The organism is Streptomyces viridiviolaceus, from assembly GCF_014650995.1.
Classification (GTDB): Bacteria; Actinomycetota; Actinomycetes; order Streptomycetales; family Streptomycetaceae; genus Streptomyces; species Streptomyces viridiviolaceus.
In genome coordinates, this window is record NZ_BMWA01000013.1 from 242,625 (window position 1) to 263,771 (window position 21,147).

Sequence of the window (21,147 nt, forward strand, 5' to 3'; positions counted from 1 at the left end):
GACACGTGAGTCCCCTCACCCCAGTGTCAGCAGTACGGTGGCCGCCGCCGCGCCGATCAGGCCCACCGCCTGGCGCCGGGTGATCCGCTCGTGCAGGAGCGCCAGGCCGAGGACCACGGGAAGCGCGGGGTAGAGGGAGGCGAGCACCACGGCGACCGACAGCAGTTGCCGCTGGGCGGCGAGGAGGTACAGGATCAGGCCGAGGGCGGCGCCCGCGCCGATCACCAGGGCCTCGGCGCACCGGCCCGGGGGCAGCCGCAGCCGCCCGGCGTGCCGTACGGCGCCCGGGAGCAGCAGGAGTACGGCGGCGACCCGGCCGGCGGCCACGGGCCACAGCCCGCTGCCGGGGCCGGCCTGCCCGAGGGCGAGGTACTGGACGGCGACGCCGGCGCTGGCGAGGAGCCCGTCCGCCACGGCGGGCCCGGGGCCGGTACCGCCGCCGGAGACCAGCCAGAGCGCGGGGACGGTGACGAGGATTCCCAGCCAGGCGACGGCGTGCGGACGGTCTCCGAGGACGAGCACGCCGCACACCACGGACAGCGCGACCCCGGTGACGGCGCTCACCGGCACCACCACGCTCATCGCGCCGCGGCTCAGCCCCCGGTTGAGGAAGTGCATGGCGGTGCCGCTGCCCGCGCCGGACAGGGCACCCCACAGCAGGTCGGCCGGGCGCACGGCGTCGGCGGTCACGAGGAGGGCGGCCCCGAGGCCGAGCACGAGCCCGCCGAGCTGGCCGAGAAAGGTGACGGCGGCGAAGTGGACGCGCCGGGACAGCAGGCCGCCGGCGAAGTCGACGACGCCGTAACAGACGGCGGAGGCCAGTGCGAGGAGAGCACCCATCCGGTGGGGGTGCCCCGGGCCGGGACTCCGATGCGCCGAGGTGGCTCAGCCGCCGGTCAGGCCGCCTTCGCCGACTGCGGGGCCGCGGCGGCCCACTCCAGGACGAGCCGCTGGTACTCCTCGCGCTGCTCGACGCTCAGTGTCCCGCCCGACCGGAGCCACAGGGCCCGGATCTCCTCGTTGACCTCGTCAGCCGATCGCTCGGAGGAGGGTTCAACAGTGGTGGACATGCTGTGAAGCATACGGCGCCGGCCGTGAAGACGATGTGAGTAATCGCCAGCCAATCGGACATATAGGACCGTGTTACTGATCACGTCCACCGCCCCATCTGCCAAGATCCGCCGAAGAGTTCACCTCGGTACGGGCCGCGCGCCCGCGGACGTCGGTGTGATGGCTCACACTTCCGTCACGTGATGGACGTCATGACGTTCTCCCTCGGCATCATCGGTGCCGACCAGTTCTCCGACCGGTTCGCCAGGCCGTTCCGGGCCCATCCCGGCGTGAGCGGCGTGTACGTCACCGACCTGATCCCGGAACGTGCCGAGCGGCTCGCCACGGCCGAAGGTCTCGACGGGACGTTCCCGGATCACGAGGCGATGCCGGAGTCGAAGGCGGTCGACGCCGTCGCCGTCCTCACGCAGCGCCGGCCCCACGGGCCGCTGGTGCTCCAGGGCCTGAGCGCGGGCAGGCACGTGCACTCGGCGGTGGCCCCCATGGCGCCGACGGGCGGGGGTGCCCGAAGAGGTCGGGCATGTGTCCAAGACGCGTCTGCCACTGGGCCTGCTGGACCGGCCGGCCGAGCAGGGCCTTGGCCGTACCGATGATCGTCGCCGATGCCGGCTACGGCCGCAGCGTCTCCCGGTCCCGCAGGTCGCGCACACCGACCATGAGGACGCCGGGTATGAGGGGCAGGGCGCCGAGAGCGGGGCCATCCACTGCATGGGCCGACCCGTAACGGCGACCATGACGACGGTCGCGAGGTACGCGAGGGTCAGGACGACGAACAGCGCGCCGGGAGCGGGAGGTCTCCGCGAGCGGGCCGCGGCGTCGCAGCCGGTGTGACTCGTCGATGAGCGCATGACCGTCTGACGCCCGGGCGGGGGGAAGTTGCCCCGCCGGCCGACGGAGTCGGCGTCGGCGTCGGCGTCGGCGTCGGCGTCGGCGTCGGCCGAGGAAAGCGGGGCCGGCCGAGGAGCACGCCCGGCTGGGCGCACATCCCGCAGAGCGACCCGCTTCCTCTCCGACAACCCCGCCAGCGGCTTCCGCGCGAACCGCAGCATGGCGCTGCGGCTACGCGCACCCCGTCGTGCGAGCCGGCGACGGGCCGACCGGCAGACAACGCCGCCTATGACGTCGACCGGACCGCGGAGATGTCGAACTGGAGTCGGACCTTTTCGCTCACCATGGCGCCGCCGGCCTCGAGGCGCTGGTTGTAGACCAGGCCCCACTCGGTGCGGTCGATGGTGGTGGTGCCGTCGAAGCCGGCTCGCTCGTAGCCGAACGGATCCATGACCGAGCCGAGGTAGTCGAGTTGCAGGTCGACGGGCCGGGTGACGTCGCGGATGGTCAGATCTCCCGTCATGCGGAAAGTCTCCCCGCCCTCGTGGACGGTGGAGGTGCTGCGGAACACCATCTCCGGGTAGCGGCGCGCGTCGAAGAAGTCACGGCCGACAAGGTGCGCGTCCCGTTGCTCCACGCCCGTGTCGACGCTGGCGACCCGGATGACGAGCTCGGCCCGCGACTCGGAGGGCCGCGCTCCGTCGAAGTAGAGCGTGCTGTCGTAGTCGGTGAAAGCTCCCCGCACCGTCGTGACCATGGCGTGCCGCACGGAGAATCCGATGCGGCTGTGCGGGCGGTCGATGGTCCATCGCCCGGTCAGCGCTCGCAGCGCCGGGTCGAGCGCGGCCTCCGCGAGGGAGGTGCCAACGGCCGGGGTCGGCTCGATGACGGCGGTCTGGCGACGGCTGAAGATACCCATGCTCGTGAGCCCTTTCCCATCTGATCGCTCCGTGCTGTCACGGCGTCGCCGGGCACTACCCAGCGAGATGGGTGCCCTCGTCTGGGTTCCATGCGGTCGGCTGTAAAGCTACACAAGATCAACTTGATGTGGGGGTGCACTGCCGGATCGGCCCCGATCAGCACCCCTCGAACGACCGGAAGGCGCCTGGCGGACCGCAGCCCACGTCAGGCGTCTCCTTGTGAGGGCCTACTCCGGGGGCGTGGGCGTGTCGTGGGTGCGGTACATCGCCTGTACGTCCAGCTCCAGTTGGACGGTGGGACCGACGACGGCGATGCCGCGGGCCAGCATGGAGCGCCAGTTGAGGGTGTAGTCCTCCCGGTGGAGTTCCGCCTTTGCGAGAGCCGCGCAGCGCAGTTCCTGGTCGTAGCCTCCGTTGACCGTCCCGAGGTAGGTCGTGTCGAGGCCGATGGAGCGGCTGGTGCCGTGCATGGTGAGCGTGCCGTGCAGGGTCCACTTGGAGCCGCCGCGGTGGGCGAACCGGGTGCTGGTGAAGTCGATGTACGGGTAACGTTCGACGTCCAGGAAGTCGGCGGAACGCAGGTGGTCGTCGCGGGTGTTGTTGCCCGTGGTGATGCTGGAGGCGTCGATGCGCACCGAGACGTGCGAGTCGGCCATGTTCGGTGCGACGCGGATGCCGCCCTGGAAGCGGGTGAACCGTCCGTGGACATGGGCCATGCCCACGTGCTTGGCGATGAACCGGATCGCGGTGTGCGGAGGGTCGAACAGCCAGGTTCCGGCTGTCGGAAGTTCCAGCTGACGGGCGGGCTGGAGTGCGATGCGCACCGGCGGCAGAGCCACCCCGGCGGCGATGTCGAGGTTCTCGCGGGAGGGTGACAGGCCCTCGGCCATGGTCATCACGCTGTAGGAGCCCGGTGGCAGCGTCGCTATGAAGTAGCCGTGGGGGTCCGTGGTGCCACGGGTCGCCACCCGGTGGCTGTCCAGCGCGGTCACGGTGACCTCGGCTCCGCCCATGGGCTGGCCGAGGGGATCGACGACCTCGAAGCCGAACCCGCCGGCATCGGGCGGCAGGGGGACCGAGATGCTCGGTCCGGCACCGGAGGCGCTGCGGGAACGCCGGCGTCGCAGCAGGCCGAGGGCCATGGAGCTCACCTTTCTTCACGTGCGTCACCGACGCACGGTCTGCTCAACGGGCTGCGTTCGCGGTCGCCAAGAACTTTCGGCGCCAGGAGGACGGACGCAGGGTCAGGAGTTCGTGGACGATCATAAAGTCGTCCACGGGCGGGTGACTCGCCCCGGTGTCGGAGCTGCCCACCCCCCTCGCCGGTGGATGTGGGGTCACAAATCAGCACATCGACGGGCCATATCGTCGCACCTTGACCTCGCTGGTTTGCAGCAATGCTGTGGTGAAGGGCACTGTAGGGACCGCGATGTTCACAAGCGGTCTGCGGTTTCACCACGGTCCTGACACAGGAGGGCAGGCAGCGCCCCCGCCCAGGAGATCGTTCAAGGCTCGGCGCGGCCGATCGCGGCCATCAGCGGGTGTCGGGGCGGCCGTAGGCCCGCCGGAAGCAGAAACGGCACCCGCTCTCCTGGGGAGGTAGCGGGCCACCGTGGGGCAGGGGCGTGCACGTTGCCCCGCGGCGGGTCTGCCCCTGCACGTCGCTGGGGGCCTCCCGCGGTTTGGGAAGCCGGCGCGGCGTGTCGTACGCTCCCGCGCATTGGTCGGCCACTGGGGGGGACGGACGTTGGGACCACGAAGGCACGCACCACGCGTGCCAGCCAACGATCCAGAGCTGAACACGGCCTTGACGCAGGCTCAGTGCGGCGACGAGACCGCGTTCGCCGCTCTGCACCGGCTCCTCCAGCCGGGTCTCCTCGGCTACCTGCACGGGATCGTGGGTGAGGGCGCCGAGGACATCGCCGCCGCCGCCTGGCGGGAGATCGCCCGCGACCTGCCACGGTTCCGCGGCGACGGGCAGGGATTGCGCGGGTGGACGGCGAGCATCACCCGGCGCCACGCGCTCCAGCATCTCCGGCGCCGTGACGCATCGGTCCGCTCGGCAGAAGGCGACTTGCCGGAGGTGGCCGCCACATCCGCTCCGGCCCGAGTGATGCTGTCGGCCGAGTCGGCTCGGGCCGTTCTCGCCCGTCTGCCACGTCCGCAGGCCGAGGCGGTCCTGCTCCGCCACGCCATACTCCTGGACGAGCGCGCGGTCGCCCGGGTGATGAGGCGCCCCCGTCCTGTCGTACGGGTGCTGACCCGCCGCGGGATGGGAAGCCTGGCGCGTCTGCTCGGGTCCGAAGAAGTGCCACACGCTGTCGCGCGGTCGCTGGGCGAACCGAGATGAAGGCCGACCGAAACGGAGAGGAAGCGTTGAGCGGCAAAGTCCGCAGGTACGAAGACGCCCCGCGTCCCAGCACGCCGGAGAACGCCGACGCCTCGGCCGGCCTGGAGAGAACGGCCGAGCTGATCGCCGCGGCGCTGCGGCAGCAATCCCTGGACGACACCGCGGAGCAGGCCGCCGTCACCGCGTTCCGCGACGCCCGCATCCTGGACGGCCGATCCCCGCGCACCCGGCGCAGTGACGACTGGCGTCCCAAGACCCCCAGGCAACGCTGGGTACGCGGCGGAGCGGCCGCCCTCGTGACGAGCGCGTTGCTGGGCGGTATCGCCTTCGCCTCCATCCGTGAGGTGGACACACCGCCGCAGGACACGGCCGTGCCCGGCACCAGCCACAGCACGCACCAGCCACCGTCACACCCGCCGAGCCGGCGGAGCTCCCCTGCCTCCGAGCCCACCGCGACACCAACCGCGGCCGAACAGCTACCCGGAACGCCGAAGACCGCCGCACAGCCCCCCGGAACGCCAAAGAGCCTCAAGGCCCACTGCCGCGCCTACGAGCGCATCAAGAACCGAGGCCACGCCCTGGACGCCACCGCATGGCAGCGCCTCGTCCAGGCCGCGGGCACTGAGCAACAGGTGGCGGCCTACTGCCACCGTCTGACCGGCTCAGCAGACGAGTCCACGCCCTCGCCGACACAGAGGGACAAGACGAGGAAAGGCCACGGCAAGCCGACTGCGAGGGCCAAGCCCTCGAAGGGCCCCGCCGACCGCAACTGACGGTGTCAGGCGCCCACTTCGGAACCCGGCTCTCAAGGGACTCCCACGACAGCGAGGACCAGTACTGTCGTGGCGCAGAGCCCCGCTCGCCCCGGTCAGCGCGCTTCAGGGCAACAGCTAGGTCCTGCCACCATCGCCGGAACTTTCATAGACCCAATCGCTTCCTGGTAGGCGGTCCGGCAGTCCTTCGCCCACACAGGCTTCATCAACCAGACCGAACATGCCATCCACGACATACACGTCCTGCTGCATGGCGATCGACATCTGCGCCACCCAGACCTCCCCTCGCCAACAAGAAGGCGTTCTACGCGCCGTGCCGACACATCCAACCCGGCGAACGCTGCGGCCACAGCATGAGCCAGGAAAGCAACCTCCCGGTCGGCCCTGCCGGCGACGGCAGCCCGGGCGCCACTGCCACGTGGGACGCCCGGGCTTCCGTATGCGCGCAGGAGCGAGCCGGCACGGGGGAACCAGCCCGCTCCTGCGGTCGGCGCCCACATACCTCCCCATGAGAGCGGGCGCCTCGACCCTCATGATCGGGTCACTCCTTGCAGCGCACCGGGCCCCGGGTGCGTCACCGGCGGCGGACGATGGTCACAAACCCAACACCTCATGAAGACGAGCACTTGGTGTCGTCACGGCTCCGCCGCGCACCACGCACGCATCTTCGTCCCCCGAGGTCTGGCTCCCTGTGGTGCTGCGCGTGAAGCGCCTACGGGGGCCGCTCTTCTACCAGCAGTACCGGTCAGGCGGTCCCCGTCTCCCGGTGAGGGGATGGGAGGCGGGGACCGGGAGTCTCAGCTCTACGGAGAGCGTGTGAGCTGAGGCAGGGAACGTATCGCTGTGGCGCGGCTGCGTCGTTCCTCCGCAAGAGTGAAGCCTTGGCCATTCGTTCGCAGGTGGGCGAAGCCATGGCCAGCTGTTACGGCATATGCAGAACGGGCACGCGCCAGGAATGGACGGCAACCTCCCACCCATGGATTGCCCGTTGGGCGGACCGCGCATCCGCGAGTACGTCATCAACTGCGTTGAGCCGAGCCCGCATCGATTCATCCTCGACCTGCGGAGGGTGACGTTCATGGACTCGCAGGTCTTGGTGTTCTCGTCGGGATCCTGAAATGCATCCACGCGATCCATTCATGGCATTCGCCAGATCTCCCGATCAGCGCCCTGTAGGCGGCCGCTCGCGGCGCGGCGTCGGCCGGCCTCTGCGCGAGGTTCCCATCCTGGCGGCCCCGATGACCGGCCACGGCACTCCGTCCGCGGTCCTGCTGACCGGCGGCAACCACAGCGGCGTCACCTCACGGCTTTCGACGCCTGCGGATCCGCTGAACGCGGTGCCGGGCCTCGTCAGAATCCCTTCCCTACGCTTCAGAGCCCTTCGTCACGCCTTTGCCGTAACCGCAACGGGCCCCGGATCAGGCGATCCGGAGCCCGCGGCACATGCTTCGTCAGTGGGCGGCGGCGTGGGCGCCCGCGCCCGCGCCCGCTGCGACACCCTCGGCGAAAGTGGCGGCAAACATGTCGACGCAGACGTCACCGGCCGCGGAGTGGAGGAAGGCACCGCCGGACACGCCGGCCGCGAGACCGCCGGAGACGGCGTCCAGGTCGGCGTCGGAGATCTCAGCAGTTTCGACCTGCGGGGTGTAGTTCATGAGGCGCGTTTCCCTTCGAATAAGCATGTGACAAATGGCGGAGTTCGCCCGGCCCCGAAACCGGGTCCCATTCTCGGCGAATTACGCCGCAGGCATGATCAAACCACACCGGCGATGGGGCGACCAGTCGTCCCAGCTCCAATGCGAGATGCATTGCGATGGCCGACTTCACCAATGTGATGGCCGGGCCGCAAAATGCGCCAACCCCTTCACTGATCCTTCGTTCCGCGGCACACGCGAACAGTTGTCACCTGATTTCCGATCCGGACATTCACCTGTCAAAGCCCCATGAGGCGAGACAGGTGTGATGGACATTCAGGTTCCGCATGACCTGCCGGTGAACGCTGTGCAAGTTTCCCGGATCTTCCGGCACTGCCCGACAGAGCAGGCATGCGGACGCGCCGCGCACCTCCAGGCCGACGGAGTCGGGGCCGGGGCTCATTCCGCCGGCCCGGGGCGGCGGGGCGGACGTGCAGGGGCAGGCCCGCCGCAGCAGCACCCGCACAGCGTCCGCAAAGTCCCTCTTGGGTATCAACCGCGGCGATCGCCGGATGACGGCCTGGCCCCGTGGCGCCGGAACGGCTCCACCCCTCCTCCCAGCCGATCAGGACGATGGTCAGGAAGCGCGCGGGAAGCAGGTCCGACGACTCCAGGCCCCAACCCTGTCGCGGACCCGGTCGACGGCCTTCTCCGCCACCGGCCACGCGGCCCGGTCGCCTGCGGGTTGGCACCTCTTCGCACCCGCCCCAGCGTGCGCGACCTCGGCTTACCCGGCGTAACGTTCAGCAAGTCGATCACGCTCTTAGGGGTGTGCCGGTTGACCACCGGTGTTATGTCGTAGCGCCCACGCGCCCGTTGTGGGCTGCACGGCGCGGGGCGCCCGCTCTCGGCTTGCCGGGAGCCGGTCCGCCTTTGTTACCACGGTCCGGAATGTGGCCTTCCCAGCTCTCACAGGAAGGGGTTGCCGAAAAGAATCACTTTGTCGTGACTTGCACCTCTTCCTGTTCGGGTCGATCGCTGACCTCCGCCACCGTTCACAGAAGAAGCACATCTCCTTGATATCTACGAAAGTCCGGTCCGCTCCGCCTCGGCATGCCCGCACCGTGACCCATGGCCGGGTACGGGGTGTGTATCTGCCTCGCCTCGCGGATGCTGCTGCCGCCTCCATGGCCACCTACGGCATCCCGTTGCTGGTGCTGGGCACGACGAACTCCTCGTCGCTGACCGGGATCGCCTTCATGCTGGCGTGGGCGCCACGGCTGTGCACGTTCAGTCTGGCCGGCGCGGCCGTCGACCGTTTCGGACCCGCGAGGGTTTTCCGGCTGGCCGCCACGGCCCGGGCGCTGGTCGCGGGACTTGCAGCGCCCGCCTTGGCCATGACCGACGACGAAACGGCCTCGAGCCTGGTGATGCTCCTGGCGGCGTGCGCGGGGTGCCTGACCCAGTTCAGCTACATCGCGGCCGAAAGTGTCGGTGCGGTCGCCAGCCGGGACGCCGGCGGCGCGGCACACCGCGTCCAGTCGGTCCTGCTGGGCATCGACCAGGCAGCCGCTCTGGCCGGCCCCGCGGCAGGCGGCCTCCTCCTGCAGTGGGGCGGCTCCAGCGGCATGCTCGCGGTGATCAGCGGCTTATCGATGCTCACGGCTGCCATCGCCCCGCGTACACGTCACGCACCCCCGCCGGCACCGGAAGCAGCAGGACGCGTGGCACGGGGATGGCGGACCGGCTGGTCCACCCTGCGCGCGCTGCCGAGGCTCGCGTGGCTGGTGGCGGGGCTGGCACTGTCCAACCTGGCCCTCGGTCTTCTGGAAGCGGCAACCCCGGTGATCGTGGTGAAGCAACTCGGCCAGTCCAGCGCCTCGGTCGGCCTGGTGTGGTCCTGCGCGGCCGCCGCCTCGCTGCTGGCAGTCACCACCTGCCGCGTCACCATCGACCGGTGGGGACTGACGAGGGTGGGCCGCTGTGCCGCTCTGGTGACCATCGTGCCGTGCTTCCTCATCGCGCACGCCGACTCCTACCCCACCTACCTGATACTGACCGCCGTCTTCATGGCCGGCGACAGCGTGCTGGCCGTCGTGCTGCGCACCCTGCGGTCCCACCTCATCCCCGCCGAAGTGTTCGGCAGCACCCTGTCCGTGACCGTGCTGATCCTCCTGTTGCCCTACCCCCTCGCCGGCATCCTCATGGCACTCGTCAGCCCAGCAGACATACACACCGTGATCACCGTCTGCGCCGTCCTGCAATGTCTCGGCCTGCTCTGCGCCTTCACCCGCAGCGCTGACCCCCGGCCACGCCACGGCAAGCACCGCAGATGAGGTCACCGCACGCCCCCGCCGACGAGGTGGGCGGCCGCCCACCCGTCCCAGTCGCGAGCTGTCCCAAGGTGAACACGGGAGCAGGCGGCATTGGCGTGTCCTGCACCTTGCGCTGCACGCTTTCAGCGCTCGGTGCTCCAGTAGAGCATGGCGGCGAGCGGGAGGGCAGCGCCGAGTACGGTCACGGCGGTCCAGCCTCCGGCGTGGTAGACGACCGAGCCGAGCTGGGAACCTGCTGCGCCGCCGGCGAAGAACATAGCGATGAAGGCGCTGTTCAGGCGTGCGCGAGCGCTGGGGTCGAGCTGGTAGACGGTGTGCTGGCCCAAGACGAGACTGGCCTGGACGGCCACGTCTATGAGAATCGCCGCCAGGGCGAGCAGGACGACGCTACGTCCGCCGAACCCTGCGAGCGCGAAGGCCAGGGCGGCCGCCACGAAGGTGATGCCTGTCATGGGGCGTACGAGACCTCGGTCGGCCCAGTGACCGGCGAACGGAGCGATGGCCGCGCCGGCCGCACCGACGAGGGCGAACACACCGACTCCGACAGATGAGTAGTGGAAGCGGGGGCCGGTCAGGACGAAGGAGACAGTGGTCCAGAATGCGCTGAAGGCGCCGAACATGGCTGCCTGGTAGAGACCGCGGCGCACCAGGGCCGGGTGCGTGCGCACCAGTTGGAACGTGGAGCGGAGCACGTGGTGGTACGGGAGGGTCGTGGTGGGGGCGTGTTGCGGTAGGGCTGCGCGCAGGGCCACGGCGAGTACGGCCATCAGGGCTGCGGACCCGATGAAGACGACGCGCCAGCCGGCGAGGTCCGAAACCAGGCTGCTGAGCGTGCGGGAGAGCAGGATGCCGGTGAGCAGGCCACTCATTACTCGGCCGACGATTCGACCTCGGGCGTGGTCTGGGGCGATGCCGGCGGCGAAGGGCACGAGGATCTGAGCGACGACCGAAGTGGCGCCACTGACCAGCGATGCGATCAGCAGCATGGGAAAGCTGGTGGCAAGCCCGGCGGCGAGGAGAGCGAGGGTTGTGATCGTCAGCAGGACGGTGATCAGGTTGCGCTTCTCCAACCGGTCCCCGAGCGGGACCAGGAAGAGCATGCCGATCACGTAGCCGACCTGGGTGAGGGTGATCAGGGCGCCGGCGGTGGCCGGGCTGGTGTGGAAGACATTGCTCAGCGTGAACAGCAGGGGCTGGGCGTAGTAGAGGTTGGCGACGGTCATGCCGGAGGCGACGGCCAGGAGCACGATCAACCAGCCCGGTACGCCGTGAGGGGTCTTTGCGGTCCCGGATGGGGGTGGGTTGTGAGCGTCGGTGGATGTGGACATGTTCACCTTCTTGGTGGGTGAGTCGGGAATCCAACTCGATCGGGAGCGCCGGGCGGTGACTGGCAGCTTCTTCGGTGCCGTTGTCATGCTCACCGCGTTCCTGTCGGTGCCTACCCGAAAGCGGTGATGACCCGTCGACTTCCCGTGGTGCCGATGGCACTGCCACCGGGTGTGGCACTGTGGGGCCGAGCACGTTGGTGCAGCGTCCTCCCGGCCGGGCTTGCCCACCACCGCGCCCCGGATTGAGCGCGGTGGTCAGATCTGGCGGCTCTCGCCCCGGCTACCGCTGTGGGGGCCGCTTTGCCGCAACGGCGTGCCGCTGGGGTCGCTGGATCAGGGGCCGTCGCCTGCCCGGAAAGGGCTCACCTGGGGCACTGATGCCTTGCCTGTGTTGGAGACTTCGCCACCGGTCCAGCGCACCGAGAGCCAGGCCGCCTCGCCGGGTGGCGTGATGAGCAGAGCTGTCGGTGTCACGGTGGTGACACCGGTGACCGCCGGATCGGTATACGTCATCGCCGACCAGGCGCTGGCGCCGGGAGCGAGCGTCACGGACCGCTGCTCCTGGCCCGTGGCACGCTCGGGATCCGGGGTGACGGCCTCGCCTTTGCCGTTGACGAACGCCACTCCGGGAAAGCCGCGCACCGTGCAGGTGCGGCCGGAATGGTTGGTCAGGACGACCGCGAAGTTCGACTGGCCGGCGCCAGGACGATTTGCTCCGACGGACGCCCTCAGTTCGGAGGTATGGCAGCGGCGTCTCATCATCGGTGCAGCAGAGCTCGGGTGCGGCGTTCCGGTGATGAGGGACGTGCCTGGGGCAGGGTCGCCGGACGGGCTGGAGGAACCTGCGTCGGCGGGTCTCGTGATGGTGACGGTCGTTGCCGACGACGGTGAGCCGGGCGCAGTCGGACTGTCTCCCGCGGCGCCGTCCGTGCTCTGGCTGATACATCCGGCAAGTACGGCGCAGCAGAGGACTGCGCCCGGCAGGACTATGCGGTGCTTCATGTCGCTTTCCTCGGTCACTGACGCCGCAGCAGGTACTTGTGCTGCCCGGACAGCACGAGTTCGCCGCGCTGGTTGTGGATGGTCGCGGCCGTCACCACGACGCCGTCGTCGCCCTGTCGTTCCAGGCCGGTGATGGTGAGCGCCGGATACAGGGTGTCCCCGGAGTGGACTTCGGCGAGGAAGGTGCAGGAGAGCTCGAGGAAGCTGATGAACACCTCGCCGATGAAGTGCGGGAACAGGGTGGCTCCGGGTGCGGTGAAGGCGAGGACCTGCAGGCCGTGGACGACCGGAGCGGAATGGCCGTGCCTGCGCGCCCACTCGGCGTCGTAATGCACTGGGTGGTTGTCGGCGGAAACCGTCTGGAAGGCCGCGGCGTGGGCATCGGTCAGGGTGCGGCTGGGCGCCCGGAAGACTTCGCCGACGCGCAGGTCCTCGAACGTCCGGGCCGGCACGACCTCGAACCCCTCGGGGTCGAACGGGGCCTGTGCGGGCGTCGCCGGGTCCGTGGGGCTGTGTCATCAAGCTGTCCTTTCGTGGGGGTGGCGGCCTCGGGCGGGCAGCACGGGCTGGTTCACTTGCCCGGGGTGATGCGAACGGCGAGGAGGTTGGGGTCGTTGTTGGTGAAGTAGGCGCCGCTGGCGATGTAGGCGGTGGTGCCGCGTACGGCGAGCGATGTCGGGTTCTCCAGGCCGTCGGCGCCGGTGAGCATGGCCTTGTGCCGGCCGCTGGGCTCGACCAGGGCGACCTCGTTGTCTGCGTTAATCGCGGCAAGGAGCGTGTCGCCGTGGCCGATGAAGGCGAAGTCGTCGATGTTGACCAAGCCGGTGGCTCGGGTCTGCACTGGACCGGCCTTGTCGTGACGGGTGACCGGGATGCGGAGCACGGTTCCCTTGTCCAGGTTGGACACCCATACCGCGCCACGGTGGATCTTGATGCCGTTGGCTCCGAGGAATCCGTCGGCGGCCAGTTCGGGTGTGGTGGCCCATCGAGTGGGGGTGCCCCCGCCGGCGGGCACGCGCCAGACGGTACCGAGGACCGAGTCGGCGATGTACAGCCGGCGTTCGTGCTGGTCGATGGCCAGGCCGTTGGGCAGGCCGTCGGCGGGGAGTGCGGCGATGCGCTGCGGGGCGCCGCCCGGGCGCAGGCGCCAAAGGCCGGTCAGATCGTTGCTTCCCGTGGCGTTGAGGAAGTACAGGGTTCCGTCGTGGGTGCGGACGATCCCACCGAGGAAGGGCGAGGAAAGGGCGGGGGTGGTGGAGCCGGCCGGGGGCTCGGGCAGGGTGGCCAGGATGTGCACCTCGCCGGTGAGGCTGATGCGTGCGATCTGGCGGCTGTACGCGAAGGTGACGACGGCGCCGCCGCCGGGTTCCAGGGCGATGTTCTCCGGCCGCTGTCCGCCTGCGATGTCCAGGTGTGCCACGAAGTGCACGCCTGGCCCGGGGATGGCGGTCGCCGTGGTCGCGGTCACGGCAAGGGCAGCCGCCACAGCGGAGGCAAGGAGGCCAGTGTGCGTCTTGGTCAGGAATTTCGGCATGTGCGTGTCCCCTTCTTTCTCTTCGGTTGCACGGCGAGAGGGTGTGGGAAGGATCAGTCGACGAACCGCTGGCGCAGTTCACCGATCCCGTCTATGGAACTGATGAGTTCGTCGCCGGGGGCGAGCCGGCGTGGTGGCGTGCGGCCGAGACCGACACCGGCCGGAGTTCCGGTGTAGATGACATCGCCTGGCAGCAGTGGGAGTACGGCGGACAGCTTGGCGATGAGGGCCGGCACGGAGAAGATCGGCTGCCGGGTGCGTCCGCGCTGCATCTCCGCGCCGTTGACGGACCAGGTCAGCTCGAGGTCGTCGGGGTTGTCGAACTCGTCCGGAGTAACGAGCCAGGGACCTGTCGGAGCGAAGCCCGGGTAAGACTTGCCGAGGCTGAACTGAGGCGCCGGACCTTCCATTTGCAGGACACGCTCGGAAATGTCCTGTCCGACCGCCAGCCCTGCGACACAACTCCGCGCCTCGGCCTCAACCACGTGTCGAGCCTCATGACCTATGACCACGACCAGTTCCACCTCCCAGTCGGTGTGACTGCCCCGCGGCAGCGCCACCTCGGTCACTGGACCGGTGAGGGCGGTCGCGAACTTGGTGAACACCGGAGGTATGCCTTCAGGTGTGGCGAAGCCCGCCTCGGTGACGAGATCCCGGTAGTTGAGGCCGACAGCGAGCAACTGACGGGGGGCCGGCGCCGGCGCGCCCAGAGCTGCTGCGTCGATGGGCATAGGCGATAGGAGTTGCGGGTGACGCCGGCGGTCATGCCCGAGGCGTTGTTGGCCACGACGCCGCCTACGGTGCAGGCGCTGGAGCTCGCCGGGTCAGGTCCCATCAGCCTGCCGTACCGGGACAGCGCCACATTGGCGCGTCCGACGGTCGTGCCCGGGCCGATGCGCGCCTCGCGGCCGCCGGCGAGGACTTCGAGGCCGGTCCAGTGCCGGCGTACGTCTACGAGGATGTCGGTGCCTTGCGCCTGTCCGTTCAAGGAGGTGCCGGCTGCCCGGAAGACGACGGCACGCCGGTGCTCGCGGGCGTACCGCAGTACCGCGGCGACGTCTTCGATGTTCTCCGCGGTGACGACCACTTGGGGCACGAAGCGGTAGGGGCTGGCGTCTGAGGCGTATTGCACGAGGTCGGACAGTGTGTGCAGCACCTTGTCCGGGCCTGGCAGGCGGACGAGGTATTCGCGCAGGGCGTCGGGCGTGCCGGACGCCCGTTCGTCGGGGACCCGATCGGCTGCTGGGCCACGCGTCTGATACGGACACAGCTTTCCCGGCCCAGGAACGAGCAATGCCATGCCGCTCTCCAATCCCAGTGCAGGTGGTCGGCCGACGTTGCCCATGGCGCATCTCATAGCGGGCAGGTCGGAGGGACGACGGACGCCGCGCGGCCGGTTGACCAGGCCGCGAGGCCGTCCGCCGTCGGGCTGTTGCTGTCAGTGACCGGAGCGCACAGAACGAGAGGCGCGCAGGATCAGGTCGGTGACGGGCCCGGGATTGCTCACGGACACGGCATGCGGTGCGCGGACAGTGACGGTGTGAGCGCGGGCGCGCTTGGCCATCCACCGCTCGGCGGCCGGCGGAATGTTGCGGTCCTCGGTGGCGACGAGGTACCAGCTGGGAATCTTCTTCCACGCGGCGGCGGTGGCCGGCTCCTGGAGCGCGGCGACGGTGATCGGCCGCTGCCCGGCGGCCATGACCTGGGCAGTCGAGACGGGGACGCCGTCCGCGAACTGCCTGCGGAACAGGTCCTTCTTGATGACCAGTTCCTCCCCCTGGCCGCCGCCGGGCAACGGGTAGTACTGGGTGACGGTGGCCTGCCCCAGTGTGCTGCCCGGGAACTTGTCGGTGAGATGGAGCGCGCTTTCCCCGACCTCGGGAACGAAGGCGGCGATGTAGACAAGGGCCTTGACGTGCGAAGCGTTGGCCGCGGCCTGGCTGATGACTGCTCCGCCATAGGAGTGGCCCACCAGAACGATCGGTCCGGTGACGCTGTCCAGCACACTGCGGATGTAGGCGGCATCGCCGGCCAGTCCCCGCAGCGGCAGGGCGGGCGCCAGTACGCGGTGACCGTGCCGCTGTAGGCGCTCGACCACGCCGCTCCAGCTGGAGGCGTCGGCGAACGCGCCGTGAATGAGGACGACGGTGGGTTCGTCCGGGTGGGCGTGCGGTCTGTGCGAGCGGTCGGCTGCCGTTGCCGGCGCGGAGAAGGCGGCGCCGGTGCCCAGCGCGGCGGCTCCGGCCAGGAGGGAGGCCGTCACGGTACGGCGTGAGATGGGTGAGTTCATTGTTCGCTCTCTGAGGAGGGGGCCGTTTTGTGACGGCCGGGTGGGCGTGGCTCAGGAGGTGGCCTTGACGGCTTCCTCGATGAGATCGACGACGCGCTCGGGGTGGGAGAGCATCACCAGGTGGGAGGAGTCGACCTCGACGGTGGTCATCCCGGCCCGCTGGTAGCCGTAGCGCTCCACGTCAGGGTTGATGGTGTGGTCGGACGAGGAGACCAGGCCCCAGGAGGGCTTGGTCTTCCACGCGGCGGCCGGGGCCGCGTCGGCGAAGGCCTGGGCGTCATCCGCTTCCTGGACCGGGGCGCTGGTTCACCCGCCCGGGCGGCATGGCCGGGCCGTGATCGCCCTGTCCGGGCATCCGCGCTGACGGAGGTCGTACGCGGTTCGAGCCGGGTACCGGCGGTGTGTAAGAAACTCTATGGCTGGAAGGCGGGGGTTACTGGTCCGTCGACGCCCTGGTCGTAGCCTGAGCGCGCCCCTGAATTGGACTGAGCGGTATGTTCCCCCGCAGACGTCTGCCCCGCTGAACGCTCGGCTGCCGGGTCAGCCGCTCCAGTCGGCGAGGAAGTTCAGCAGCTCCCGGTTGACGACGTCCGGTCGCTCTTCCTGGCACAGGTGTCCGCACTGAGCGATCGGCACCCCACGGACATCGCGGGCCATGCCCTTCCACACGTCGAGGACGTCGTAGGCCCCTCCGACGGCACTGAAGTCCTCACCCCACATGGTCAGTACGGGGCAGTCGATGAGCTTGTCGGCGTCTTCCTGGTCCTGGGCGACGTCCTGGGGCGCCGCACGGTAGTCCTCACAGGAGCCCCTTACTGCACCGGGCTGCTGGTAGGCGCGGACGTAGACCGCTATCTCGTCGGGGGTGAGCATGTCGGGGTTGTAGGACCAGCTGCGATAGAAGTGGGTGAGCCAGGTTTCTTCACGTCCGGTGATCAGCGCCTCGGGAAGGTCGGGAACGCCGAGGAAGGTGAAGAACCAGTAGCCCTGCCGGGCCAGGCTCACGTCGTAGGTCTCGGCAATGATCCGGGTGGGGATGTTGTCCATGGCGACGAACCGGTCGACGCGGTCCGGGTGGTCCTTGGCGAAGCGGGTGCCGACGCGGGCTCCGCGGTCGTGGCCGACCAAGGCGATCCGTTCATGTCCGAGATGGTCCGTCAGGGCGACGAGGTCGTTGGCCATGGTCCGCTTGTCGTAGCCGGAAGCAGGCTTGTCCGTGTCACCGTAGCCGCGCAGATCGGGTGCGATCACGGTGAACCGCTCCGCCAGCACGGGTATCTGCTTGCGCCAGCCATACCAGGTCTCGGGGAAACCGTGCAGCAGGAAGACCGGCGGGCCCTGGCCTGCGCTCACCCAGTGCTGCTTGATCCCGTTGAGTACTGCGGTGTGGTGGGTGATACCTGTGAGATCTGACATGACGATGCCCGTTCGATCGAAGAGGATGGGTTGCCGTCCGGGAGAACACGGCACCTGGCCGTGTTCGCCTACGGACGCGGAACATTGCGCAGGTTCGCCCGGGCCAGGTCGATCATTCGCCCGACGCCGCCCGTGAGGACGGTGCGGCTCGCCGACAGCGCGAAGCCGGTGACCTGCTCGGTGGTGATCTTGGGTGGAAGGGCGAGGGCGTTGGGGTCGGTGACCACGTCCACCAGTGCGGGTCCGTCATGGGCGAAGGCGGCGCGGAGCGCTTCGCGCACCTCTGCGGGCCTCTCCACGCGGATGCCGCGCGCGCCGGCCGCGGTGGCGATGGCCGCGAAGTCCGTGTGTGGGTATTCGGTGCCGTGCGGTGGCAGTCCGTCGACCATCATCTCCAGGTCGACCATGCCCAGCGACGAGTTGTTGAAGACGACGACCTTCACCGGCAGGCCGTGGTGGACCAGCGTCAGGAAGTCACCCATCAGCATCGAGAAGCCACCGTCTCCCGAGAGTGACACCACCTGCCGGGAGCGGTCGAGGAACTGTGCGCCGATGGCCTGCGGCAGCGCGTTGGCCATGGAGCCGTGCACGAAGGAGCCGAGGATGCGTCGTCGGCCGTTCGGCGTCAGGTAGCGGGCCGCCCACACACAGCACATGCCGGTGTCCACGGTGAACACCGCGTCGTCGGCGGCTTCCTCGTCGAGTACGGATGCCACGTATTCAGGGTGGATGGGGGTGTGCCGGTCGACGTTGCGGGTATAGGCGCCGACGGCGCCCTCCAGGGCGTGGACGTGCCGGTGCAGCATGCGGTCGAGGAACCGGCGGGACGGCTTCTCCCGCACGGCCGGGGTCAGGCACCGAAGCGTCTCCCGCACGTCTCCCCATACGGCGAAGTCCAGTTGCGTACGCCGTCCGAGCCGTTCGGGCTGAATGTCCACCTGGACGGTCCGGACGTGGCGGGGCAGGAAGTCCGTGTACGGGAAGTCCGTTCCGAGGAGCAGCAGCAGATCACACTCGTGCATCGCCTCGTAGGCGGCGCCGTAGCCCAGCAGGCCGGACATGCCGACGTCGTACGGGTTGTCGTACTGGATGTGCTCCTTGCCGCGCAGCGCGTGGCCCACGGGAGCCTTCACCTTTTCGGCGAACGTCATCACCTCGGCATGGGCGCCTTCGACGCCCCGGCCGCAGAACACCGTCACCTTGTCGGCCGCGTCCACCAGTTCCACGAGGCGGGCGAGTTCCTCATCGGCCGGTCGGACCGTGGGCCGGTCGAGCGGCATTGCGAGTTCCGCCCCACCAGCGGGCGAGTCCTCGGCGGCGACATCTCCTGGCAGTGACACCACCGACACGCCTCGCCGGCCGACTGCGTGCTGGATCGCCGTCTGCGTCACCCGCGGCATCTGCCGGGGCGAGGAGATCAGCTCCGAGTAGTGACTGCACTCCTCGAACAGCCGGTCAGGATGGGTCTCCTGGAAGTACCCGGTGCCGATCTGGCTGCTGGGGATCTGGGCTGCCAGGGCGAGAACGGGTGCCATGGAGCGGTGGGCATCGAACAGGCCGTTGATGAGATGCAGGTTGCCTGGCCCGCACGACCCGGCACAAGCGGCGAGCTTCCCAGTCAACTGCGCCTCGGCGCCGGCAGCGAACGCCGCGACTTCCTCGTGCCGGACCTGGACCCACTCAAGGGAATCGTGCCGCCTGACCGCATCGACGACGGGGTTCAGGCTGTCCCCGACCACCCCGTACATACGGCGCACGCCGGCGCGTGCCAGGAGGTCGACGTACTGCTCAGCCACGGACTGTCCGGCCATGGTGCTCCTCAGGTAGTCGCTCACATTGCAGCGGCCAGGCTATGGAGACGCCAAGGCGGCTGATTGTTTCTCTGTGCACCGTTCACGGCCTGGCAGCGCACCACGTGAAGTTCTGACGAGCGGCATCGGTCTGCAGGGTGCGACCCGCCCCGTCAACCCGCGTACGAGAGCAGTGACGCCCAGCCAAGGCATCTGTGACGGTCTTGTCGTAACCGGGTGGTCCGGGAAGTGACCGCGCATGAAGCGGGTGCGGCCCGTACGGGCCGCACCCTGCTTGTGACGTCCAGATCGGCGTTGCCGGGCCCTGAGCGCCGCTGGTCTGCCGCGGCCGACCGGAGAGGGTTGCGGCCGCGTGACGGGTTCAGCGCTGGTCGTGCGAGTTGTCCTCCGGCGCGAGGAGTACGGCGACACGGCTGCGGTGGGCGACAGCGTCGCTGACTCGGGGGTTGATGAGGGCCTCGAGTGCACCGCGGTGGTGAGGGTTGAGGATCACAAGGTCGGCCGGCCATTCTTCGGCGGCGGAGGAAATGGTGGTGGCTATCTGGGTCGTCAGGGCGTTGGCCAGGGTGCCCTCGACGTCGACGCCCGCGTTACGGAGCGCGGCGACGGCGTCGTCGAGGATGGCCTTGGCCTCGGCGTCGTCCTCCAGGGAGACCACGGTGGCCATCGCTGCCGACGAAGGGGCGATGTGCAGAACGCGCACCTTCGCCTCAGCCAGGCGGGCCAGCTCAGCAGCCAGCTGAAGGACGGAGTGACGACCGGGGCTCGAATCAACAGCGGCGAGGATGCGCTGGAACATGATGTTTGATCCTTTGGGCGAGAGTAGTGAAGTACTGCACGAAGGGCCTGCCGGCCATGGCGGTTTTCGCGCCGAGCGAGGGCATCCGTCTCCGTGTGGGTTTTCGGAAGCGTGATCAGGCGCTCTGACGAACAAATCCCAGGCGCCAAGGTGCTCGAGGAGCCTTGCGCCCTGCGAGACGTCACACGCCCTGCCGACGAGGCCGTCATCCTCTCCAGTCTGACAGGTCCGAGCGACCTCGTGGTCTCGGCGCTCGCGACTCACGGGCTTCAACCAGGCAGGAGTACCTCCCTGGGCCAAACCCTGTGCGTTCCACGACAAGTTTCCCTCAACAGCGGACCCTAGAGTCAAGGCAAGCATTACGCATCTGCACTCACTTGGGGACTCCATGGGAAAGCGTTTCGGTGCCATCGCGTGCACAATGACGGCACACGTAAGCGCCTTGAACAGCACGTCTTTGCCGTTGCCAGCGAAGCTGCATTACGGAGTCAATGACCCCTATGCCGTCAGTCTGTCCCTCGGACCATCGGCTGGGCCACCCGTTACCTGGTCCTTCGCCCGTGAACTGCTCGCCGAAGGACTAAGGCGCCCGACCGGCCCCGGTGATGTGCTGGTCCTTCCCAGATGCAGCCACCATCCGCACTCCATGCGCATCGTTCTGAACAACATGCAAGGCACGGCTCTGGTTGAGCTTGCCGCTGCGGACGTAGCTGCATTTCTTCGCAGGACTTTCAGTCTGGTGCCTGCCGGCACTGAAGGGGATTACCTGGACCTCGACGGCGCCATCACTGCACTCATGGGTCGTAGCCATTACCTCTGAGCCGGTCGGGTCAGGCAAGAAGCGGTCTGCGGCTCTGCTGCACCGGCCTGGACAGCTATGAATATCGCCCTACATGTGACCGTTTATTGGAGACAATTCCAGTGCCTCAGGAACACGTAGCACCGCGCACACAGTTCGGCATCTTCACCGTCGGCGACGTCACGCCGGACCCGACCACGGGCCGGACGCCGACCGAACGTGAGCGCATCAAGGCCATGGTCGCCATCGCGCTGAA

The 21,147-nt window shown here is 68.9% G+C and carries 18 protein-coding genes and 5 pseudogenes; 6 read left to right on the forward strand and 17 right to left on the reverse strand.

Annotated features, from left to right (window positions below; genetic code table 11):
- Positions 1-15: 15 nt before the first annotated feature.
- Both IE260_RS21030 and IE260_RS21035 read right to left on the reverse strand, forming a co-directional pair.
- On the reverse strand, positions 16-840 hold the full coding sequence (locus IE260_RS21030; protein WP_189874103.1) for a DMT family transporter: 825 nt from the start codon (positions 838-840) through the stop codon (positions 16-18).
- Between the two features lie 56 nt (positions 841-896).
- Positions 897-1,082, reverse strand: coding sequence for a hypothetical protein (locus IE260_RS21035; protein ID WP_189874105.1), 186 nt, complete (start codon positions 1,080-1,082; stop codon positions 897-899).
- Between the two features lie 180 nt (positions 1,083-1,262).
- Here IE260_RS21035 and IE260_RS21040 point away from each other — a divergent pair.
- A pseudogene (locus IE260_RS21040) lies at positions 1,263-1,559 on the forward strand (Gfo/Idh/MocA family oxidoreductase); the annotation flags it as partial.
- A gap of 626 nt (positions 1,560-2,185) precedes the next feature.
- On the opposite strand, the gene IE260_RS21045 reads toward IE260_RS21040, so the two are convergent.
- Positions 2,186-2,818: a YceI family protein gene (locus IE260_RS21045; protein WP_189874107.1), complete on the reverse strand. Its 633-nt coding sequence runs from the start codon at positions 2,816-2,818 to the stop codon at positions 2,186-2,188.
- A 228-nt stretch (positions 2,819-3,046) separates the two neighbouring features.
- A complete protein-coding gene (locus tag IE260_RS21050) occupies positions 3,047-3,961 on the reverse strand; it encodes a YceI family protein (RefSeq protein WP_189874109.1) in 915 nt (304 codons plus the stop codon).
- Positions 3,962-4,566: 605 nt separating this feature from the next.
- Here IE260_RS21050 and IE260_RS21055 point away from each other — a divergent pair.
- Both IE260_RS21055 and IE260_RS21060 read left to right on the forward strand, forming a co-directional pair.
- Positions 4,567-5,169 (forward strand): RNA polymerase sigma factor, encoded by a 603-nt coding sequence (locus IE260_RS21055; protein ID WP_373303371.1) that lies wholly within the window; start codon positions 4,567-4,569, stop codon positions 5,167-5,169.
- Between the two features lie 26 nt (positions 5,170-5,195).
- Positions 5,196-5,942, forward strand: coding sequence for a hypothetical protein (locus IE260_RS21060; protein ID WP_189874112.1), 747 nt, complete (start codon positions 5,196-5,198; stop codon positions 5,940-5,942).
- 117 nt (positions 5,943-6,059) lie between these two features.
- Here IE260_RS21060 and IE260_RS21065 read toward each other — a convergent pair whose 3' ends face one another.
- The gene (locus tag IE260_RS21065; protein ID WP_189874114.1) at positions 6,060-6,215 is read right to left on the reverse strand and encodes a hypothetical protein; all 156 of its coding nucleotides are present in this window, start codon (positions 6,213-6,215) and stop codon (positions 6,060-6,062) included.
- A 1,178-nt stretch (positions 6,216-7,393) separates the two neighbouring features.
- Positions 7,394-7,597, reverse strand: coding sequence for a hypothetical protein (locus tag IE260_RS21070; protein ID WP_189874116.1), 204 nt, complete (start codon positions 7,595-7,597; stop codon positions 7,394-7,396).
- A 1,103-nt stretch (positions 7,598-8,700) separates the two neighbouring features.
- Between IE260_RS21070 and IE260_RS21075 the strand changes: the two genes are divergently transcribed.
- Positions 8,701-9,912: an MFS transporter gene (locus tag IE260_RS21075; RefSeq protein WP_189874118.1), complete on the forward strand. Its 1,212-nt coding sequence runs from the start codon at positions 8,701-8,703 to the stop codon at positions 9,910-9,912.
- 122 nt (positions 9,913-10,034) lie between these two features.
- Here IE260_RS21075 and IE260_RS21080 read toward each other — a convergent pair whose 3' ends face one another.
- The 11 genes and pseudogenes from IE260_RS21080 to IE260_RS21130 all read right to left on the reverse strand — a co-directional run bounded on the left by IE260_RS21080 (position 10,035) and on the right by IE260_RS21130 (position 20,092).
- Positions 10,035-11,240, reverse strand: a complete 1,206-nt coding sequence (locus IE260_RS21080) for an MFS transporter (protein ID WP_189874120.1) — start codon at positions 11,238-11,240, stop codon at positions 10,035-10,037.
- 333 nt (positions 11,241-11,573) lie between these two features.
- Positions 11,574-12,002: a DUF4232 domain-containing protein gene (locus tag IE260_RS41735; RefSeq protein ID WP_229880971.1), complete on the reverse strand. Its 429-nt coding sequence runs from the start codon at positions 12,000-12,002 to the stop codon at positions 11,574-11,576.
- A gap of 254 nt (positions 12,003-12,256) precedes the next feature.
- The gene (locus IE260_RS21090) at positions 12,257-12,694 is read right to left on the reverse strand and encodes a MaoC family dehydratase (RefSeq protein ID WP_189874124.1); all 438 of its coding nucleotides are present in this window, start codon (positions 12,692-12,694) and stop codon (positions 12,257-12,259) included.
- Between the two features lie 119 nt (positions 12,695-12,813).
- Positions 12,814-13,776, reverse strand: a complete 963-nt coding sequence (locus IE260_RS21095; protein WP_189874126.1) for an SMP-30/gluconolactonase/LRE family protein — start codon at positions 13,774-13,776, stop codon at positions 12,814-12,816.
- Positions 13,777-13,829: 53 nt separating this feature from the next.
- Positions 13,830-14,498: pseudogene (locus tag IE260_RS21100) on the reverse strand (fumarylacetoacetate hydrolase family protein); the annotation flags it as partial.
- A pseudogene (locus tag IE260_RS21105) lies at positions 14,498-15,076 on the reverse strand (FAD-binding oxidoreductase); the annotation flags it as partial. The pseudogenes IE260_RS21100 and IE260_RS21105, both read right to left, overlap by 1 nt.
- A gap of 138 nt (positions 15,077-15,214) precedes the next feature.
- Entirely contained in the window at positions 15,215-16,066 is an 852-nt protein-coding gene (locus IE260_RS21110) for an alpha/beta fold hydrolase (RefSeq protein WP_189874130.1), read from the reverse strand.
- 51 nt (positions 16,067-16,117) lie between these two features.
- Positions 16,118-16,342: pseudogene (locus IE260_RS21115) on the reverse strand (alpha/beta fold hydrolase); the annotation flags it as partial.
- A 264-nt stretch (positions 16,343-16,606) separates the two neighbouring features.
- A complete protein-coding gene (locus IE260_RS21120) occupies positions 16,607-17,482 on the reverse strand; it encodes an alpha/beta fold hydrolase (protein WP_189874132.1) in 876 nt (291 codons plus the stop codon).
- Positions 17,483-17,550: 68 nt separating this feature from the next.
- Positions 17,551-19,293 carry a pyruvate dehydrogenase gene (locus tag IE260_RS21125; RefSeq protein ID WP_189874134.1) on the reverse strand — a complete coding sequence of 581 codons (1,743 nt, stop codon included), beginning with the start codon at positions 19,291-19,293 and terminating at the stop codon, positions 17,551-17,553.
- Between the two features lie 361 nt (positions 19,294-19,654).
- The gene (locus IE260_RS21130; protein ID WP_189874136.1) at positions 19,655-20,092 is read right to left on the reverse strand and encodes a universal stress protein; all 438 of its coding nucleotides are present in this window, start codon (positions 20,090-20,092) and stop codon (positions 19,655-19,657) included.
- A gap of 421 nt (positions 20,093-20,513) precedes the next feature.
- Here IE260_RS21130 and IE260_RS21135 point away from each other — a divergent pair, with 421 nt between their 5' ends.
- Together IE260_RS21135 and IE260_RS21140 are read left to right on the forward strand one after the other, a co-directional pair.
- Positions 20,514-20,912 (forward strand): SsgA family sporulation/cell division regulator, encoded by a 399-nt coding sequence (locus tag IE260_RS21135; RefSeq protein ID WP_189874175.1) that lies wholly within the window; start codon positions 20,514-20,516, stop codon positions 20,910-20,912.
- Between the two features lie 101 nt (positions 20,913-21,013).
- Positions 21,014-21,147, forward strand: a pseudogene (locus IE260_RS21140) (5,10-methylene tetrahydromethanopterin reductase); the annotation flags it as partial.

Bases quoted from the DNA above. Each gene is read 5' to 3' on its own strand.
- IE260_RS21070 (WP_189874116.1), bottom strand. From the start codon at position 7,597: ATGAACTACACCCCGCAGGTCGAAACTGCTGAGATCTCCGACGCCGAC.
- IE260_RS41735 (WP_229880971.1), bottom strand. From the start codon at position 12,002: ATGATGAGACGCCGCTGCCATACCTCCGAACTGAGGGCGTCCGTCGGA.
- IE260_RS21110 (WP_189874130.1), bottom strand. From the start codon at position 16,066: ATGAACTCACCCATCTCACGCCGTACCGTGACGGCCTCCCTCCTGGCC.
- IE260_RS21035 (WP_189874105.1), bottom strand. From the start codon at position 1,082: ATGCTTCACAGCATGTCCACCACTGTTGAACCCTCCTCCGAGCGATCG.
- IE260_RS21130 (WP_189874136.1), bottom strand. From the start codon at position 20,092: ATGTTCCAGCGCATCCTCGCCGCTGTTGATTCGAGCCCCGGTCGTCAC.
- IE260_RS21030 (WP_189874103.1), bottom strand. From the start codon at position 840: ATGGGTGCTCTCCTCGCACTGGCCTCCGCCGTCTGTTACGGCGTCGTC.
- IE260_RS21125 (WP_189874134.1), bottom strand. From the start codon at position 19,293: ATGGCCGGACAGTCCGTGGCTGAGCAGTACGTCGACCTCCTGGCACGC.
- IE260_RS21135 (WP_189874175.1), top strand. From the start codon at position 20,514: ATGACGGCACACGTAAGCGCCTTGAACAGCACGTCTTTGCCGTTGCCA.
- IE260_RS21045 (WP_189874107.1), bottom strand. From the start codon at position 2,818: ATGGGTATCTTCAGCCGTCGCCAGACCGCCGTCATCGAGCCGACCCCG.
- IE260_RS21120 (WP_189874132.1), bottom strand. From the start codon at position 17,482: ATGTCAGATCTCACAGGTATCACCCACCACACCGCAGTACTCAACGGG.
- IE260_RS21050 (WP_189874109.1), bottom strand. From the start codon at position 3,961: ATGGCCCTCGGCCTGCTGCGACGCCGGCGTTCCCGCAGCGCCTCCGGT.
- IE260_RS21095 (WP_189874126.1), bottom strand. From the start codon at position 13,776: ATGCCGAAATTCCTGACCAAGACGCACACTGGCCTCCTTGCCTCCGCT.
- IE260_RS21080 (WP_189874120.1), bottom strand. From the start codon at position 11,240: ATGTCCACATCCACCGACGCTCACAACCCACCCCCATCCGGGACCGCA.